The sequence below is a fragment of the Hymenobacter segetis genome, from assembly GCF_038448715.1.
Taxonomy (GTDB): domain Bacteria; phylum Bacteroidota; class Bacteroidia; order Cytophagales; family Hymenobacteraceae; genus Hymenobacter; species Hymenobacter segetis.
Genome location: NZ_JBCEVZ010000006.1, coordinates 1 through 15,984 on the forward strand (window position 1 = coordinate 1; position 15,984 = coordinate 15,984).

General features: G+C 64.1%; 10 protein-coding genes. 3 read left to right on the forward strand and 7 right to left on the reverse strand.

Annotated elements, in window-relative coordinates; all coding sequences use genetic code 11:
- The first annotated feature begins 115 nt into the window (after nucleotides 1–115).
- Complete coding sequence (locus AAFH49_RS03985) at nucleotides 116–1,930, forward strand: hypothetical protein (protein WP_342296183.1); 1,815 nt, start codon at nucleotides 116–118, stop codon at nucleotides 1,928–1,930.
- A gap of 87 nt (nucleotides 1,931–2,017) precedes the next feature.
- Here AAFH49_RS03985 and pelA read toward each other — a convergent pair whose 3' ends face one another.
- The 6 genes from pelA to murI form a co-directional block, all read right to left on the reverse strand.
- Nucleotides 2,018–4,072, reverse strand: a complete 2,055-nt coding sequence (gene pelA / locus AAFH49_RS03990) for a pectate lyase (RefSeq protein WP_342296184.1) — start codon at nucleotides 4,070–4,072, stop codon at nucleotides 2,018–2,020.
- A 30-nt stretch (nucleotides 4,073–4,102) separates the two neighbouring features.
- The gene (locus tag AAFH49_RS03995; protein WP_342296185.1) at nucleotides 4,103–4,453 is read right to left on the reverse strand and encodes a cupin domain-containing protein; all 351 of its coding nucleotides are present in this window, start codon (nucleotides 4,451–4,453) and stop codon (nucleotides 4,103–4,105) included.
- 147 nt (nucleotides 4,454–4,600) lie between these two features.
- The gene (locus AAFH49_RS04000; protein WP_342296186.1) at nucleotides 4,601–6,394 is read right to left on the reverse strand and encodes a RagB/SusD family nutrient uptake outer membrane protein; all 1,794 of its coding nucleotides are present in this window, start codon (nucleotides 6,392–6,394) and stop codon (nucleotides 4,601–4,603) included.
- Nucleotides 6,395–6,424: 30 nt separating this feature from the next.
- Nucleotides 6,425–9,712, reverse strand: coding sequence for a SusC/RagA family TonB-linked outer membrane protein (locus AAFH49_RS04005; protein ID WP_342296188.1), 3,288 nt, complete (start codon nucleotides 9,710–9,712; stop codon nucleotides 6,425–6,427).
- A 328-nt stretch (nucleotides 9,713–10,040) separates the two neighbouring features.
- On the reverse strand, nucleotides 10,041–12,818 hold the full coding sequence (locus tag AAFH49_RS04010) for a beta strand repeat-containing protein (RefSeq protein WP_342296190.1): 2,778 nt from the start codon (nucleotides 12,816–12,818) through the stop codon (nucleotides 10,041–10,043).
- A gap of 204 nt (nucleotides 12,819–13,022) precedes the next feature.
- Complete coding sequence (gene murI / locus AAFH49_RS04015; RefSeq protein WP_342296191.1) at nucleotides 13,023–13,871, reverse strand: glutamate racemase; 849 nt, start codon at nucleotides 13,869–13,871, stop codon at nucleotides 13,023–13,025.
- Nucleotides 13,872–13,997: 126 nt separating this feature from the next.
- Between murI and AAFH49_RS04020 the strand changes: the two genes are divergently transcribed.
- Nucleotides 13,998–14,225 carry a hypothetical protein gene (locus AAFH49_RS04020; RefSeq protein WP_342296192.1) on the forward strand — a complete coding sequence of 76 codons (228 nt, stop codon included), beginning with the start codon at nucleotides 13,998–14,000 and terminating at the stop codon, nucleotides 14,223–14,225.
- Here AAFH49_RS04020 and AAFH49_RS04025 read toward each other — a convergent pair.
- Nucleotides 14,222–14,917 carry an arylesterase gene (locus tag AAFH49_RS04025; RefSeq protein ID WP_342296193.1) on the reverse strand — a complete coding sequence of 232 codons (696 nt, stop codon included), beginning with the start codon at nucleotides 14,915–14,917 and terminating at the stop codon, nucleotides 14,222–14,224. The genes AAFH49_RS04020 and AAFH49_RS04025 overlap by 4 nt on opposite strands.
- Nucleotides 14,918–15,208: 291 nt before the next feature.
- On the opposite strand from AAFH49_RS04025, the gene AAFH49_RS04030 reads away from it, so the two are divergent.
- Entirely contained in the window at nucleotides 15,209–15,886 is a 678-nt protein-coding gene (locus tag AAFH49_RS04030) for an ABC transporter ATP-binding protein (protein ID WP_342296194.1), read from the forward strand.
- Nucleotides 15,887–15,984 lie beyond the last annotated feature (98 nt).

A 15,984-nucleotide genomic window follows, 5' to 3' on the forward strand; every position in this document is an offset into this window, starting at 1 on the left:
CCCGTAGCCCGCGCCCTCACCGACCTGCTGGCTGCGCCTGCCCCCGCGCCCGCCGCCCCGCCCGCCCCCGACCGGCTGGCGCGGCGCTATTTTCAGGAATTAAGCCGTTAGTCCATTGCCACTTTTAGCTCCGAATCCGGTTCTTTACTACGGCCTGCTGGCGTTTTGCCTGCTGCTGGGCGCGGGGCTGCTGGTGCTAGCCTGGCGGCGGCCGCGCCGGCGGCAACTCACGGCCCGGCTGCTGGCCAGCGCGGCGGCCGTGGCGGCGCTGTGGTCCACGGCCCTCCCACCCTTGCGCCACCTGCCCGCCGCCCGCGCCGAGGCCATTCTCCTCACCCCCGGCTACTCGCCCGATACGCTCCGGCAGCTGCGCCAGCGGCTGGGCGCGGGCACGGCAGTGTGGGCGTACGGCGACGTGGAAAAAGTCGCGAAATCGCGCCCGCTGGCTAGTCTGCTCACCTTGGTCGAGCAACGGCCGGTCCTGCGCCGCCTGCACATTCTGGGCCACGGCCTGCCGGCGGCCGACCTGCCGCTGCTGGGCGCATTGGTCGTTCAGCAGCACCCAGGGACACCATTTGCGGGCATCGGCACCGCTTTTTGGTCGGCGAAATTGTCTTTGGGCGAAACAATGCGGCTGGAAGGCACGGTAGCGGCAGCCGGTCAGCCGGCCGCCGCTTGGGTGGTGCTGCGGGCCGCCGGCACCGGGCGCGATTCAATAAAGCTGCCCACCGGCGGCGGGTCATTTCGCCTGCGCTACCAGCCCAAGACGGCCGGGCTGACTACTTATGAACTGCTGTTGCGCCGCCCCGGCCGGCCGCTGCTGAGTGAGCCGGTGCCCGTCGAAATCACCACGCCCACCTTACCCGCCGTGCTGCTGCTCACGGCCACGCCTTCTTTCGAGTTCAAGTTTCTGAAAAACTACTTGGCCGAAGCGCACTACCCCGTGGCCCTGCGCACGAGCGTGAGCCGGGGCCTAGTTCAGACCGATTTTGTGAACCAGCCGGCCCAGCCGCTCGACCGCCTCACACCGGCGCTTCTGGCCCATTATTCAGTCCTGATTGCGGATGCGGCCACAGTAGCTGCCCTTACGGCTACCGAAACGCAGGCCCTGCAAGCGGCCATGCGGGCCGGCCGCCTCGGCCTCATCACCCTGGCCGAGGCCGCGCCGCTGCCCCGCACCGCGCCTGCCCGCGCCGATTTCACGGTGCAACTCCGGCCCGCCAATGCGGCCCTGCTGCCCATCGCATGGCCCGATGCGCCCGGCGAAGCCCACTCGTATTTACCCGCCCAGCTACAGCCTAATTCGGAATTACGAACCCTCATTACCGGGCCGCGCCAGCTATTGCTGGCCGCCAGTCGGCGCGTGGGGCTGGGCTTCGCGGTGGTGTCGGTGGTACCCGAAACGTTTCGCTGGGGGCTTCAGGGCCACGCCGCTGTCTATGCTTCTTTCTGGAACCGGCTGCTGGCGGCCGCCGTGCCACCGGCCCCGGCCGAGGCCAGCTGGCATGCGGGCAGCCGCTGGCCCCGGCCGGCGCAGCCGCTCACGCTGCATCTGGAATCAGCTTTCCCCACCACTTCGCCCACCGTGGCGGCACTGGCCGGCGGCCCCGCCGTGTGCCTGGCCCTGCGCCAGGATACCCGCCTGCCCGAGTGGAGCACGGCGCAGTTCTGGCCCAACGCAGCCGGTTGGCACCAGGTGCGCGGGCCGGGCCGCATCAGCCACCATTTCTACGTGTACCCGCCCACCTCCTGGCTGGGGCCGGAACTGAAGGAGCGTCAGCAAGCCGCCACGCAACTGGCCGCCGAAACCAAAGCTCCAAAAGCTACCGAAGCCGCGCCAGATACAGTGACGGAGCCGTGGGCGGCGGGGTGGTTTTTTGGGCTGTTTCTGCTGGCCGCCGGGTACCTGTGGCTGGAGGAAAAGCTGTAGAGCCGCGACCCTTCGCGTCTTGGCATTCACACGGTTTGAGTATCATAAACACTACCGTTCAACGCCGAGACGCGAAGGGTCGCGGCTCTACTTGGCTTCGCCGCCCACGCGCTTTTGCCAGGCGGGGTAGTCTTTGGCCAATAATTCGGCGGGCCAGACCCCGGCATACAGGTAGCCGGCGCGGCGCTCATTTTCGATTTCGGTGAGCTGGTAATGCACCTGGCTGTCGCGGCCCACGAAGATGGGCCGGTCAGTACCCAGCTCATAGAAGCGCGCCCAGAGCACCGCGCCGGGCGCGGGCACGATGACGCGGTCGCGGCCCCGGGGCTCTTTCGGCGCGGCAATTTCCTTCAGCACCCGGTTGGGCATCTTCACTTTTTCAAACCAGCGCACTGCGCCTTCGATGGCCGCTTTCTCAGCGGCCGTGGGCTGCTCGATGTCCATCAGAAAGCGTACGATGCTGACGGATTCTTCGCCGCTGAGCGAGGGTAGCTCGAAGGCGCGGGCCTTGGCCGGCAGCAGGCTCACTTCGTCGTATTGGGCGCACCAGGCGGTGGGCTGGCCGTTGCTGATGTACTGGGTGCGCAAGATGCACTCAATGCCCCGGGCCACGGCGGCTTTGGAGAGGGCTACCAAATCGGGGTCGACGGTGGCAAAGGCCCCCTGCTGGCGGGCCACGCTGCGCAGCACGGTCAGGGCCCGAATCATGGCGTCGTCGTTGAAGGTAATTTCGTGGTGGTAGCCGCTCAGGTCGGGGTAAAACTGGGGGAAACCGCCGTTGGGATACTGCATCTTGAGCAGGTAACGGATGCCATTTTCGGCCCCTCGGCGGTAAGCCAGGTTGTTGGTTTTCTGGAAGGCGGCGACGAGGTAGTTGATTTCGCGGGTCGTGGCGTCGTTGTCGATGGTGGCATCGTTCAGGTTCTTGCTGTCGAGCAGGCCGGCGCGGGCACCCGCGCTGAGGCGGGCGGCGTAGTTCACCTTCACCTCGCCCAGCGCCTTGGGCCAGCCGCCCACGGCGCGCTGGTAGAGCAGCATCTTCTCGGCCGTGGTATCAATTTGGGCAGCGGGCACGGGCGGGGTGGCGCGCACCGCCCCGGTCAGCGGGTTCCAGCGCCCGCCAAAGGTCCAGGCGGCGGTGAGGTCTTTGGATTTCGGCGCGCCCTCGGCGGTGCTCAGGTTGTCCTGAAACCAGGCGTAGTCGCCGCCCTGGCGGTGGCAGCCGGCGTAGTACACGCGCCGCCCCCAAAGCTTCGCCCCCGGCCCCGAGGCGGCGTGGTAGATGTCGGCATCGGCCATATTCGCCGCAAACCGGCAGTCCACCAGGTAAAACTGCGCCTCCCGGTGAAAGCGGCCCAGCTTGAAGCCGTCGTCACCGCTGAAAGTGCAGTTGCGCAGCACGGTTTTCGAGTCACGGTTGCCGGAGCCGTCGTGCCAGATGGCGGCCTCCTTGCTGTGGCAGATGAAGCGGCAGTTTTCGGCATAGGCCCAGCCGCGCGGGCAGTAGAAATCCACGCCGCCCTCCATGGTGCAGTCTTTGAAATAGTACGCGCCGGCCTCCGTGTCCCAGGGGCTCACCGTATCGCCGCCCAGCGCCCGGAACGTGCAGTGCCGCACCACGAGGCGAGTAGCGCCGGGCAGGGCGCGCAGGGCCATCTGGTGGCCGGTTTTGCTCACGGTTTTCTTGCCGGTGGGCGCGCTGGGGCAGGCTATGGTGATTTCGCCCGTGGCGTCAAAGCCGTAGCTGTTGATGACGCTCAGGTTTTCGAGGGTGAGGTCGGGGCTGTTGCGCAGGTTGAGTGTGGCCACGCCCCAGTCGCCGGCGGTGGTGCCGGGGCCGCAGCTCCATTCGTCGCGGGCCTGCGGGTAGGTCAGGATTACCCCGGCTTCGCTCTGGCCTTTGAGTACCAAATTATTCTTGCCGTCGATGAAGACCTTCTCGCGGTAGGTACCGTTTTTGATGAAGACGGTGCGGGGCCGGGCCGCCGTTTCGGGCAGGCTGTTGATGGCCTCCTGAATGGTGCGGTAGCTGCCCGAGCCATCGGCGGCCACGGTGATGGTTTGGGCGCGGGCCGGCAGCAGGCACAGCCCCAACAGCAGCAGCATGGCCAGGCCCAGCAGGCGCAGAAAAGTCGTTTTCATCGAAGGAAGAAGGATTTGCGCTACCGGGGATTAGCTCAGGAAATCGTCGCGACGGGGCGTGAAGGCATCCACCAGCACGCCGGCCTCGGTGCACACCACGCTGTACCACGCCAGCGGCGGCACGTAGCAGCTGTCGCCGGAGCGCAGGGTGTGGATTTCGGTTTCGATGGTGTACTCGAACACCCCACTTTCCACGTAGCTGAGCTGGGCGTGCGGGTGCTGGTGGCGGGCTCCCACCCCATCGGTTTCGAAAGCCACGAGGGTGAGCATGAGGTCGGGGCCGTGGGCCAGCACCTTGCGGCGCACGCCGGGGCCCGTGGTTTCCCAGGCGGCTTGGGCATCGGTTACGAAGGCGGGTTGGGCAGCGGGTTGTGGGGTCATGGCAGTGAATAAAAAACCGGTCGGACCTTAAAAGTCCGACCGGTTTGGGGTGTCGCCAAGAGTGGCGGGCTTTTTAATTGCGCAATCGTTCCCGAGCGTAGGGTGCGGGGGCAAGCCCTACCGGGTACGACCCCGCACCCTGCTTCGTTAATACCCCTCGTTCTGCTTGAAGCCGGCATTTTTGTTCGTATCCACCGTGCCCTGCGGGTACGGCAGCAGCTCCTTGCCCTTGCCGGGCGCATATTCCGAGGCCACGTTGGCGATGGAAGCCGCCGTCACGGCCGTGCGCCAGGTTACGGCAGTGGTGCCAGTAGGTGTGGTGGCCGGCGAAGGCCGGTAGAACGAGCGTGCCCACACCACCTGCCCGCCGGTGACGCGGTAGTACATGTTGGCGGGCACGAAGGCGTAAGGGGCCAGCCCGTTCATGAGCAGCGTAAGGTTGGCGCGGGCTTCGGTGATTTTGGTACCGAGCAGGTTCCAGCGTAGCAGGTCGTATTTGCGGATGCCCTCGCCGCCAAATTCCAGGAACCGCTCGTTGGCGATGGCCGCAAACATGGCATCCTGGTTAGCCGGGGTCGGAATCTGGCCCAGCGTGGTGCTGCCCCCGAAACCGCGCTGGCGCACTTCGCGCAGGGCCGCCACGGCCGCCGGGGTCGGGCCTTTGTTGATTTCGTTATCGGTTTCGGCAAACATCAGCAGCACGTCGGCGAAGCGGATGAGGGGCCAGTTGTAGCCCAGGTAGTTGCCCGTGCCGTTGAGGGTGGGCACGCGCCAGTCGCGGCGGAATTTGCCATCGGTGAGGGCGGCCAGGGTTACGCCCTTCTGGTTGTTGGTGCCGTCGATGCTGTAGGTGGTCAGGGTGATATCGCGGCGCACATCGGTTGAGTCGAAGGCGTAGAAGTAAGTGGGCAGGGGCCGAATCTGGGCCTGGGTGCTGCCGTAAATGGGCGAGGAACTCAGCAGCGGGCCGCTGTAGTAGCCCAGCTTGCTATCGCCCGAAATGCTGGACCCGCCCATCGCCACCTGGAAGATGATTTCGTTGGAAGACGACTCCGGCCGCAGCTCATTGATGCTCTTGAACAGCTCGCGGTAGCTCGGGTTGAGGGTGTGCTCGCTGCGCCGGTTCATCAAATCCAGGCACTCCTGCCGGGCAATGGCGTAGGAGGCGAGGTAGTCGGTGGGGCGCGTCATCTGGGTGCCGTGCAGCGAGTAGCCGCCCCGGAACAGGGCCAGGCGGGCGCGCAGGGCCTTCACCGCGCCCTTGGTGATGCGCTCGTTGGTAGTACCGGCGGCCGAGCGCCAGGGCACCAGCTTCTCAGCCACCAGCAGGTCGGCAATGAGACGGTCGTAGGTGGCGAGGCGGTCGGTGTTGGGCTGAGTGAGCTCGCCGCCGGCCAGGGCCGTGGTGTAGGTGGGCACCAGGGGCGCGGGCACGTCGCCCCAGTTCCGAATCAGCTCGAAATAATACTGCGCCCGGAGCGTCAGCACTTCGCCATACAGGCGGTGCAGGGCAGCAGTATCGGCCGAGGAGCCAGAGGTGTAGAGCGGCATCTTCGGGATGCTCTGGATGCAGATATTGGCCCGCTCCACGCCCTGGTACAGGTTGTTGAAGGGGTTGGTGACTTCGGGGTTGGAGGGCTCGGCAGTGTAGCGCGAGATGCTGCGCGAACGGCCGTCGAAGGGGCCGGGCGCGCCCTGCATCTCGTCGGTGTCATACGGGTAGTAGCAGCTCAGGCGGGTGCCGTAGCCGGTATCGCCCGAGAGCATATCATATGCCCCAATTACGGCGCTGGTGGCACTGCCTACGCTGCTGAAAGCCTGCTCGTTGGTATAGAGCGAATCGGGCTTCACGTCGAGGTAGTCTTTGCAGGCCGGCAGGGCCACAGCGGCGGCCAGCGCGGCGGCCACGGCCAGGGTGGAACGGAAAAATATCGGTTTCATCGGAGGATGGGAATTTTCAGGTTGGGAAGATTACAGCGACAGGTTCACGCCGAACAGCAGCACGCGGCTGCGCGGGTAGCCGGCGTAGTCCACGCCCGGCGTGAGCGGCGAGGCGCGGCGGGTGTTGGCCTCGGGGTCGTAGCCGCTGTATTTGGTCCAGGTGTAGAGGTTGTTGCCGGTCACGTAGAAGCGCAGCTGCGTGAGCTTGGCCTTCGCAATCAGGGCTTTGGGCAGCGAGTAGCCCAGGGTGATGTTGTTGAGGCGGATGAACGAGCCGTCCTCAATGGCCCAGCTGTGCACGAACAGCGTGCGGGTGGGCTGCCAGATTTTGGCGTTCTGGTTGAGGTTGCGCGAGGTTTCTAGGTCGGTAATCGGCACGCCGTTGTTGTCGATGGTGCGGTACCGGTCGTTCATCATCGTGAGCAGGTTGCTGAACGGGTTCACGGCCGTGGTGAACTCCACCTTGTTGGCATTGAACACCTGGTTGCCATACACAAAGTTGAAAAACACGCTGGCATCGAAGCCTTTGTAAGTGAACTGCTGGTTGATGCCGCCCGTCACTTTGGGGTTGGCGTTGCCGATGGCCACCCGGTCGTTGGCATCCACGATGTTGGTGGCCGCGCCGGGCGTGTCCACCACGTTTTTCAGCTTGATGATGCCGGGGGCCAGGGGCTGGCCCTGCACGGCCACGTCGTTGGCCACGCCGGGCTTCAGCGTCCAGGTGCGGGTGGTGGCGTTGTAGCCCGTGAAGTCGTCGGCGGTGTAAAAGCCGTCGGTCTGGTAGCCGTAGAAAATACCCACCGGGTCGCCCACGCGGGCCAGGAAGTCGCTGGCAATGGTAGTGCTGGCCCAGCCCGAATACACGCCGGGAATGGCCGTAATCGGCCCCAATTCCTCAATGCGACCCCGGTTCATGGAGGCGTTGCCGCTGGCCGACCAGGTGAAGTCCGGCGTTTTGAGCACGGTGCCGGCCAGCTGGAATTCCAGGCCGCGGTTGGTGGTAGAGCCCACGTTCTGGAACTGCGTCTGGTAGCCCAGGGTGGGCGAAATCGGCACGTTCACGAGCAGGTCGTGGGTCGAGTTGTAGTAGGCATCGACGGAGAATTGCACCCGGTTGTTGAACAGGGCCAGGTCCACACCCACGTTGCGGGCAGTTGTGGTTTCCCACTTCAAAAACGGGTTGGGCAGGCCCGTAACCACCGTGCCCAGCGCAATGGCGTGGTTGAGCGAGTATTGGCCCAGGCCGGTGCGGTAATACTCGCTGTAGCCGAAGTCATTGATGCGGTTATTGCCGGCTAGGCCGTAGCTCAGGCGCAGCTTCAAATCCGAAATTGTGTTCGACAAGGACTTCATGAAATCCTCCTTCGACACGCGCCAGGCCAGCGAGGCAGCCGGGAAGTAGCCCACCCGCCGCCCGGGGGCAAACTTCGATGAACCATCGGCTCGGAACGTCACCGTGGCCAGGTATTTATCGTCAAACGAGTAGTTGAACCGCCCAAAGCCCGACAGCAGATGCTGGAGCGTGGGGTTGTCGCTGGTGGGCGTGGGCTGCTGGAACGAAGCCGACGGCAGCACACCCTGGTTGATGTTGGCAATGGCCTGTTCGGCAGTGATATCCAGCGGCAGGAAGTTGGTTTGCACGGTTAGAATCCGGCTGCTCTGCTGATAGATTTCCTGACCAACCAAGGCATCGAAGGAGTGCTTACCGATTTGGTGAGCATAGCTCAGCACGTTCGACTGGTTGATGGACAGCGCCGAGCCGGTGGCAATGGACACGAACGGCTGCAAATTGAAGCCGCCGCCGGGCTGGCGGATGGCCGGCGAGTTACGCCCCGAGAAGTTTTCCAGCGTTGAGTTGCCGAAATCGAAGCCCACCGTGGAACGGAAAGCCAGGTCCTTAGTGAAGTTGTAGGTGGCGTTGGCGGCCAGGTTCAGGGTGCGCTGCTTGTCGTGGCGGATGTCGCTGCCGATGGCCAGGATGGGGTTTACCAGCGTGGTATTGGAGGCGAAGGTTTCATCCAGCGTACTGGGGTCGAAACCGCCGGGCAGGTTGATGGCCAGCGGGATGTACTCGATGGAGTTGCGCAGGCGCGTGGTGGTGGTCGAGAGCTGCGACGACGTGCCGAGGCCCTCCACCTTCTGGTCGTTGAAGCGCACGTTGATGCCGAAGCGGAATTTCTCAGTGGCCTTGTTATCGAAGCGGAAGTTCACTAGGTTGCGGATGAAGCCCGAGCCCAGCTGGATACCGTCTTCGTTGTTGCGGGTCAGGCTCAGGGCGTAGGTCGAGTTATTGCCGCCGCCCGAGAGCGAGACGTTGTGCGTCTGCTGGAAGGCATCGCGGCCGAACACCTGGTCCTGCCAGTCGAGGAAGGGCGAGTTGCGGCTCTGGTTCAGCGTGTCGCTGTTGTAGTTTTTCGATTTGAAGAACGACTTGAAGGTGTTCAGGCCGCCAAACGTGGTGGTGTTGCCGGCAGCGCGGTCAATGTTCAGGGCGCGCTCGTACTGGTAGTTCACAAAGTCGGTGGGCTGCATCACGTCCAGCTTGCGCGAGAGCTGGCGCACGCCCGCGAAGCCGTTGTAGGCCACCACCAGCTTGCCTTCCTTGCCGCCCTTGGTGGTAATGATGACCACGCCGTTGGCTCCACGCGCGCCGTAAATGGCGGTAGCGGCCGCATCCTTCAGCACGTCCACGGACTGAATATCCTGGGGCGAAATCACGTTCAGGGCGTTTTCCACCTGCACGCCGTCCACCACATATAATGGCGAGTTGTCCTGCGTCACCGACCCGCCGCCGCGAATGCGGATGTTCACGCTCTGGTTGCCGGGCGTGCCCTCCGAGCTCGTGACCTGCACACCGGCCAGCCGGCCGCTCAGCGCCTCGGCGGCCGAGTTCACCGGCACGTCCTTAATCTGCTGCGCGCTCACCGACGATACCGAGCCCGTCACGTCGCGTCGCTGCACGGCCTGGTAGCCAATCACCACCACGTCGTCGAGCTGCTTGGCATCCACGGCCAGCGTCACGTCAATCTGGCTTTGGCTGCCCACGGCCACTTCCTTATTGGCGTAGCCCACAAAGCTGAAGCTGAGCGTAACCGCGCCCGTGGCGGGCACATTCACCTCATAGTTGCCATCGGCCCCGGTCGAGGCCCCGTTGTTGGTGCCTTTCACCAGCACCGTCACGCCGGGCAGGCCTTCCTTGGAATCCGATGCCCGCACGGTGCCCGTGAGGCGGCGCGTGGCCTGTGCCCAGGCCCGCGGGCCATGCGCTAAGCTGCTGATTAATATCAGCCAGAACAGTAGAGTGTAGCGGTTTTTCATCAGAAAAAAAGGTTTGGGTGAGAATTGGCAATGCGAAGGAGAGCGAGATGGGCTGCGGCCGCGAGACGAATGCAGCGAAATAAAATATCTACAAATAGCTATTTTATTTCTTATCAGCCCATTAAAAGTCTGGTTTTATTCGCCGTACGCCAAGCAAACGCGCTTTTATAGTTGCGCAATCGTTCCCGGCAACGATGCCAACCGGCTTCCCTCCCACCCTCATCATTCCCCAACCCCCTGTTCAACTGACAGGGCACAAAAAAAGCCCCCGCGTAGGCGGGGGCTTTTTCACAAATACTGACCGGCTTTGGTCAGCTTACGCTAATGCTTAGTTCTTCTCGATGCGACGCACGGCGGTTACGTCGCCTTGCTTCACTTCGAGCAGGTAGATGCCGCGGGCCAGCGTGGCCGGCAGCGCCAACTGCTTATCAGCACCCAGCGTGGCCGGAGCCAGCACCACGCGGCCGGTCAGGTCGCGCAGGGCTACGGTAGCCGCGCCAGCCGTAGGCAGGGCCACGGTGATGCGGTCGGTAGCCGGGTTCGGGAACACCGACAGGCCGGGCAGGGCCTGGCTGGCGGCCGTGGCCGAGCCGATGAAGTTGGTGATGGTCAGGTCGTCGAGGTTGATGCGGGGGTTCTGGCCCACCGTGGCATTGGTCGTGTTAAAGCGCAGCCGCACGTTGCCGCTCCGGTTCACCGTCAGGGCATAGGGGGTCAGCGTGCTGGTGAGCGTGGTCGGCGTGCCGGCAATAGGCTGATAGTTAGCACCGCCGTCGGTGGATACTTCGGCCGTGAACGTGATGCCCGTGTCACCACCGTATAAGCCCGCCGAAATGGTAACGATGCCCGCGCCGTTGGGCTTGTCGAAGTTCATGGCAATGGAGCCGCCGCCGCGAATACGGGCCGACTTGGCCTGGTTCACCCGGTCGTTGAACAAGTCGCCCACCAGGGCCTGGGTAAACGTCCAGGCGCCGGAGCGCAAGGCTACGGGCGCGGCATCGGTGTAGCTGGTGCGGACGCCCTGCTCAAAATCTTCGTAGGCAACAGTCGTGGCAGCGGCTACTACCGCGAAGTCCAGCGTGTTAGAAGCCGTACCGCCGTTGGTTACCGTCACGGTGAACTGGCCAAGGGTGGCAATGGCGCTGGCGGGAATGTTGACGGTGATGGTGGTGGTGCCGGTAACCGTGGCCGCCGTGTAGTTCTGGCCGCGGAAGTTCACCTGCGTGGTAGCCGTCAGGTTGGTGCCCCCTACGGTGAGTACGAAAGCGGGGCCACCTACCACGGCACGGGCCGGGCTCAGGGTCGTGATGGTGGGCGTAGCAGCCACCGTCACCGTAAAGCTGGTGGTGCTGGTGGCCGTGCCGCCGGGCGTGGTCACCACGATGGGGCCGGTAACGGCCGTAGCGGGCAGCACGAACGTGATGGTAGTAGCATTCACCACCGTGAAGCCGGTGACATTAATGCCGCCTACCGTTACAATGGTAGCACCTGTGAAGTTGGTACCCGTCAGGGTTACCGTGGTGCCGGCCGCGCCCGTGGTGGGCGTGAAGCTGGTGATGGTGGGAGCCGAAGCCGTTACGGTGAAGGTGCCGGTGCTGGTAACCGTGCCGCCGGGCGTGGTCACGGCGATGGTACCGGTGGTGGCGCTGGCGGGCACGGTGAAGGTGATGGTGGTAGCGTTCACCACGGTGAAGCCGGTGATGGCCACGCCGTTCAGCGTGACGGCGGTAGCACCGGTCAGGTTAGTGCCGGTGATGGTGACGGTGGCACCAGCCGCGCCGGTGGTGGGCGTGAAGCTGGTGATGGTGGGCGCGGGCGTAGCCACGGCGGTTACGGTGCCGGTTACGTTCACGTTCACGGAGGTGGCGCCGGTGCTGTTCAGGGCCACGTTGCCGGTGAAGGTGCCGGTAGCGGCACCCGTCAGGCGCACGTAAACGGGCGTATTAGCAGCGGTGCCGCTGGTCTGGGGCACAGTTACGGTAGCGGCAAAGCCGGTGGTGGCGCTCAGCGAAACTTCGTAGCCGGCCGGGGCCGTTACCACGATGCCCGCCGTGAGCGACGTGCCGCCTACGGTGATGGTCTGGGTGGCCGAGGGCGTGCCCACTACCGTGCTGAACGCCGTGAGGCTGGCCGGCGTGCCGGTGATGGTGGCCGTGGCAGCCGAGTTGCAGCCCGCGTTCAGAGGGGTATCGGTGGCGGTGAGGACCACGGGCGTAGCGCCGCCGGTGGGGTTCACCGTGTTGGCACCCGAAGGCCAGATGCCGTCGGCATCGCTGTTGCAGTTCAGCACGGCACCGCTCACGATGCTGCGTTCCTCTACGCGGCGCACACCGGTGGCGAGCGTGTTGGGGAGCACGGCGTTGTAGGAACCATCGGTAACGCCGTAGGTGGCAATGGTGCCGGTGGCAACGCCTACATTCTCAACCAGCGCACCGCTCACGGGGCGGCCGGTGCCGGCGGTGTTGTCGTAGGTGAACACCAGGTTTTTGGGCGTGGCCGACGACGAGCCGGCCAGCTGCGTACCGGTGGTGGTGGTAGCGCCGAAGGCGAGTACCGTAGCCCCCTGGTCCAGGGCGCGGCGGGCCACAATGGTCGCCGGGGCCGCATCCGTAGCCAGTACAATCATCGGAAACAACACGTTGCCAGCCGTAATGAAGCGGGCGTTGGTCGAGTTCACGAAGCCAAACCAGCCGGTGTAGCTACCAGCGGCATCGGTGGTGAAGGTGGCATAGCTACCCGCCGTGCTCAGGCTGCCCGTCGAGGAAGTAACGTAAGTGGAAGTAGCGGTGGTGGTACCGGGCGTGAGCGACAGCACAACGCCCGCCGCGCCGGTCGTGCCGAAGTCGGTGGCGGTGGCGGCCTGCACGTAGTAGCGATACATGGTGCTGGGCGTGAGGTTAGTTAGCGTGCCGCGAAACACGAAGGCCAGGCGCGGGCCGGGGTTGGTGGTGGTGGTAGAGTTGTTGCCGCTGCTCAGGTACTGGGGCACAATAACCCCGGTGAAATCAGCCTGGGTGATGTTCTGGGCCTGTGCTGCCAGGGTGGGCCACATGAGGGCCAGCACCGCCAGGCAGGAAAGCAGGCGCGTTGTGAAGAAATGCTTCATAGACAAAAAATAAAAGGTAAAAAGGGAAAAGAGAAGGTGAAAAAAGTGAGTAACGTTAAGTATCGCAACCGCGCTCATGTACCCCAAAGATAGACCGGCGCGCGCGGTTGGAAAGTTACGGAATTATCTCCTACCCAAAACCCGGCCGCCCGGGCCATTGGATGCAGCCTGGGCCTTGAGCTTTGTAGTTGGAGGAGCCGTTTTTTATTCCCAAAGGGGGTAATGTTCCAGATGCACTTCCTGCTCGAAGAATATCCGCGTGCTCTCTTCAAAAGAGCGGGTGAAATCCGACACGTAGAAGTGATGCGCGGGCGGCGTGACAGCCGCGGGAGCCAGCAGGCCGTGGCCGGCGAGGTACGCTTCGGCCGCTGCCGCCACCACGTCCGACGCATCCAGCACGTCCACGCGGCCGGCGTAGAAGCGCGCAATCTGCTCCTTTATCAGCGGGTAGTGCGTGCAGGCCAGCACCAGGGCATCGATGCCAGCCAGGGCCGGATTGCCTAAATACGTCCCGATGATATCATCCGAAATGGAGTTTTTGAAGAAGCCTTCCTCAATCATGGGCACCAGCAGCGGGGTGGCCAGCGACTGCAGGTCCACGCCGGCATCGAGGTCGTCGACCTTTTTCTTGTACACGTTGGAGTTCACCGTCTGCTTCGTGCCGATGAGGCCTACGCGGCGGCCGGCATAGGCCTGGCCCAGGTGCGCCACAATGGGGTCAATCACGCTCAGCACCTGGGCTTTGCTGCCCACGTACTCGCGCACCAGCTCGTAGGCGGCGGCCGAGGCCGAGTTGCAGGCAATGACAATCAGCTTGCAGTGCTGGCGTAGCAGCAGGTCGCAAATCTTGATGGAATAGGCTTGGATGGCAGCCGTGCTTTTGTCGCCGTAGGGCAGGTGCGCAGTGTCGCCGAAGTACACGATGCGCTCGTGGGGCAAACGGTGGGCCACGGCCCGCGCCACCGTGAGGCCGCCAATACCGGAGTCGAACATGCCAATGGGCCGGGCGGCCAAAGCCGCCGAAACGGCCGGCGCGGGAGCAGCAATAGTCATAAGGCAAAGGTAGCCGGGTTGGTATGGAACGTCATGCTCATCTAGCGTCCACGCAGCCGAAGCATAACCTGCTATTGTCCACTGCCTGTTATATTTCCGCCAATTTTCAGCTCAACTCTTTTTCTAATGAGCACCATTCTGGACGAAATTGACCACGCCCTGGCCGCGCACGATGCCCGCCTGGGCCGCCCCGTCGCCATTTACCTCGGCGAGCGCAAGCTCACCCAGCTCACCCTCGATGCCGCCCGCGCCGTCCTCCCCGACCTCAGCACCGACGCCGGCCGCCCCCTCGCCTACCGCCACCTGGAGCTGCTGCGCGATGAAGTGAACCTGGATGGCCTGCGGGTGATTTAGCTTTTCGGTACCAGCAGCGGCTGAAGCACCGCCCACACCGTGCGGGCCACAATGCGGTGCCCGGCCGGCGTGGGATGAATGCCATCGGCTTGGTTCAGGGCGCGGTCGCCGCCCACGCCGGCGAGCAGGAAGGGAATGAGTACGAGGTGGTTTTTGATGGCCATTTCCTGGTAGAGGGCTTTAAAATCCTTCGCATAGGACTGGCCCATGTTGGGCGGAATCTGCATGCCGGCCAGCACGATTTGCGCGCCGGGGCTGCGCCGCCGCACCGTGTCGATGATGCCTTGCAGGTTTTCGCGGGTGGCCGAAAGCGGGAGGCCGCGCAGGCCGTCGTTGCCGCCCAGCTCCAGCACAAATATGTCCACGGGTTGCTTCAGAATCCAGCCCACGCGGCTGCGGCCGCCGGCGGTGGTTTCGCCACTCAGGCCGGCGTTTATCACTTCGTAGGGCAGGCCGAGGGAGTCGATTTTCTGGCCAATGAGGCCGGCAAAGGCCTGTTCCGGTTCCACGCCGTAGCCGGCCGTGAGGCTGTTGCCGAAGAACAGCAGGCGCTTTTTAGTGGCGGGCGTAGCGGCGGGAGCATTAGCGGCCGGAGCTTCGGCAGCAGCTGGCTTTTCGGCCGTGGGGCCGGCGTTGCAGGCGGTGAGGGCCAGCCCGAGCAGGGCGGCCAGGGGCAAATGGAGGAATTTCATGAGCAGTATTTTGGGCACGAAACCGTAAAGTCGGAAAACATGCCGGGGGTTTCAACGTCTTTGGTAACGAACGGGCAGCGGCGCGGTTGTGTGCCGAGGGCTTTGGCATTTGAAAGAACGTCAATGGAAGCACGGTCATGCTGAGCGCAGCCGAAGCATCTCTATCGCGCAACGCAATCCAATCGATAGAATTACTTGCGCGGTAGAGATGCTTCGGCTGCGCTCAGCATGACGTTCGTTTTTCGTTTTTCTCCTCCTGCTGCCTCCCCCATACCCTCCTACCCTAACTACATGTCCATCCTCCGCGTCGATAACCTCACCAAAACCTACCCCAGCGGCGGCCAGCCTCTCACCGTGCTCCACGCTGTGAGCTTCGACCTCGCGGCCGGCGACACCTTTGCCATCGTTGGCCCCTCGGGCTCGGGCAAAACCACCCTGCTGGGCCTCTGCGCCGGGCTTGACCGCGCCACATCAGGGAGCGTGTGGGTCAATGGCATCCAGCTCGATAACCTGAGCGAAGACCAGCGCGCCGCCGTGCGCAACGAGCACGTGGGCTTCATCTTCCAGAATTTCCAGCTCCTGCCCACCCTCACGGCCCTCGAAAACGTGCTGGTGCCGCTGGAGTTGCGCGGCCAGCGCGGGGCCACCAAAACCGCCCTCGAACTCCTCGACCGCGTGGGCCTGGCTGCCCGCGCCGGCCACTACCCGGCCCAGCTTTCGGGCGGCGAGCAGCAGCGCGTGAGCTTGGCCCGCGCCTTCGCCAACCGCCCGGCGGTGCTCTTCGCCGATGAGCCCACCGGCAACCTCGACCCCGACACCAGCGAGCGGGTGGTGAACCTGTTGTTTGAGCTCAACCGAGAAGCCGGCACCACCCTGGTCCTGGTGACGCACGACCTGGAGCTGGCCGCCAAAACGCAGCGCACGCTGCGGCTGCGCGGTGGCAAGGTGGTGGAGGAAATGCTGACCTGAGCAGAACATCAAACTCCCCTCCTTACCAAGGAAGGGACGTTGAGCCAAAGGCTCAACTGGGGTGGTTGTGGCGTTGAACAGCTTGCTCCTGTTCCGTT

What these genes read in the sequence shown, in the direction of transcription:
- AAFH49_RS04030 (WP_342296194.1), top strand. Translation starts at nt 15,209, where the DNA reads ATGTCCATCCTCCGCGTCGATAACCTCACCAAAACCTACCCCAGCGGC.
- AAFH49_RS04000 (WP_342296186.1), bottom strand. Translation starts at nt 6,394, where the DNA reads ATGAAACCGATATTTTTCCGTTCCACCCTGGCCGTGGCCGCCGCGCTG.
- pelA (WP_342296184.1), bottom strand. Translation starts at nt 4,072, where the DNA reads ATGAAAACGACTTTTCTGCGCCTGCTGGGCCTGGCCATGCTGCTGCTG.
- murI (WP_342296191.1), bottom strand. Translation starts at nt 13,871, where the DNA reads ATGACTATTGCTGCTCCCGCGCCGGCCGTTTCGGCGGCTTTGGCCGCC.
- AAFH49_RS04005 (WP_342296188.1), bottom strand. Translation starts at nt 9,712, where the DNA reads ATGAAAAACCGCTACACTCTACTGTTCTGGCTGATATTAATCAGCAGC.
- AAFH49_RS04025 (WP_342296193.1), bottom strand. Translation starts at nt 14,917, where the DNA reads ATGAAATTCCTCCATTTGCCCCTGGCCGCCCTGCTCGGGCTGGCCCTC.
- AAFH49_RS04010 (WP_342296190.1), bottom strand. Translation starts at nt 12,818, where the DNA reads ATGAAGCATTTCTTCACAACGCGCCTGCTTTCCTGCCTGGCGGTGCTG.
- AAFH49_RS04020 (WP_342296192.1), top strand. Translation starts at nt 13,998, where the DNA reads ATGAGCACCATTCTGGACGAAATTGACCACGCCCTGGCCGCGCACGAT.
- AAFH49_RS03995 (WP_342296185.1), bottom strand. Translation starts at nt 4,453, where the DNA reads ATGACCCCACAACCCGCTGCCCAACCCGCCTTCGTAACCGATGCCCAA.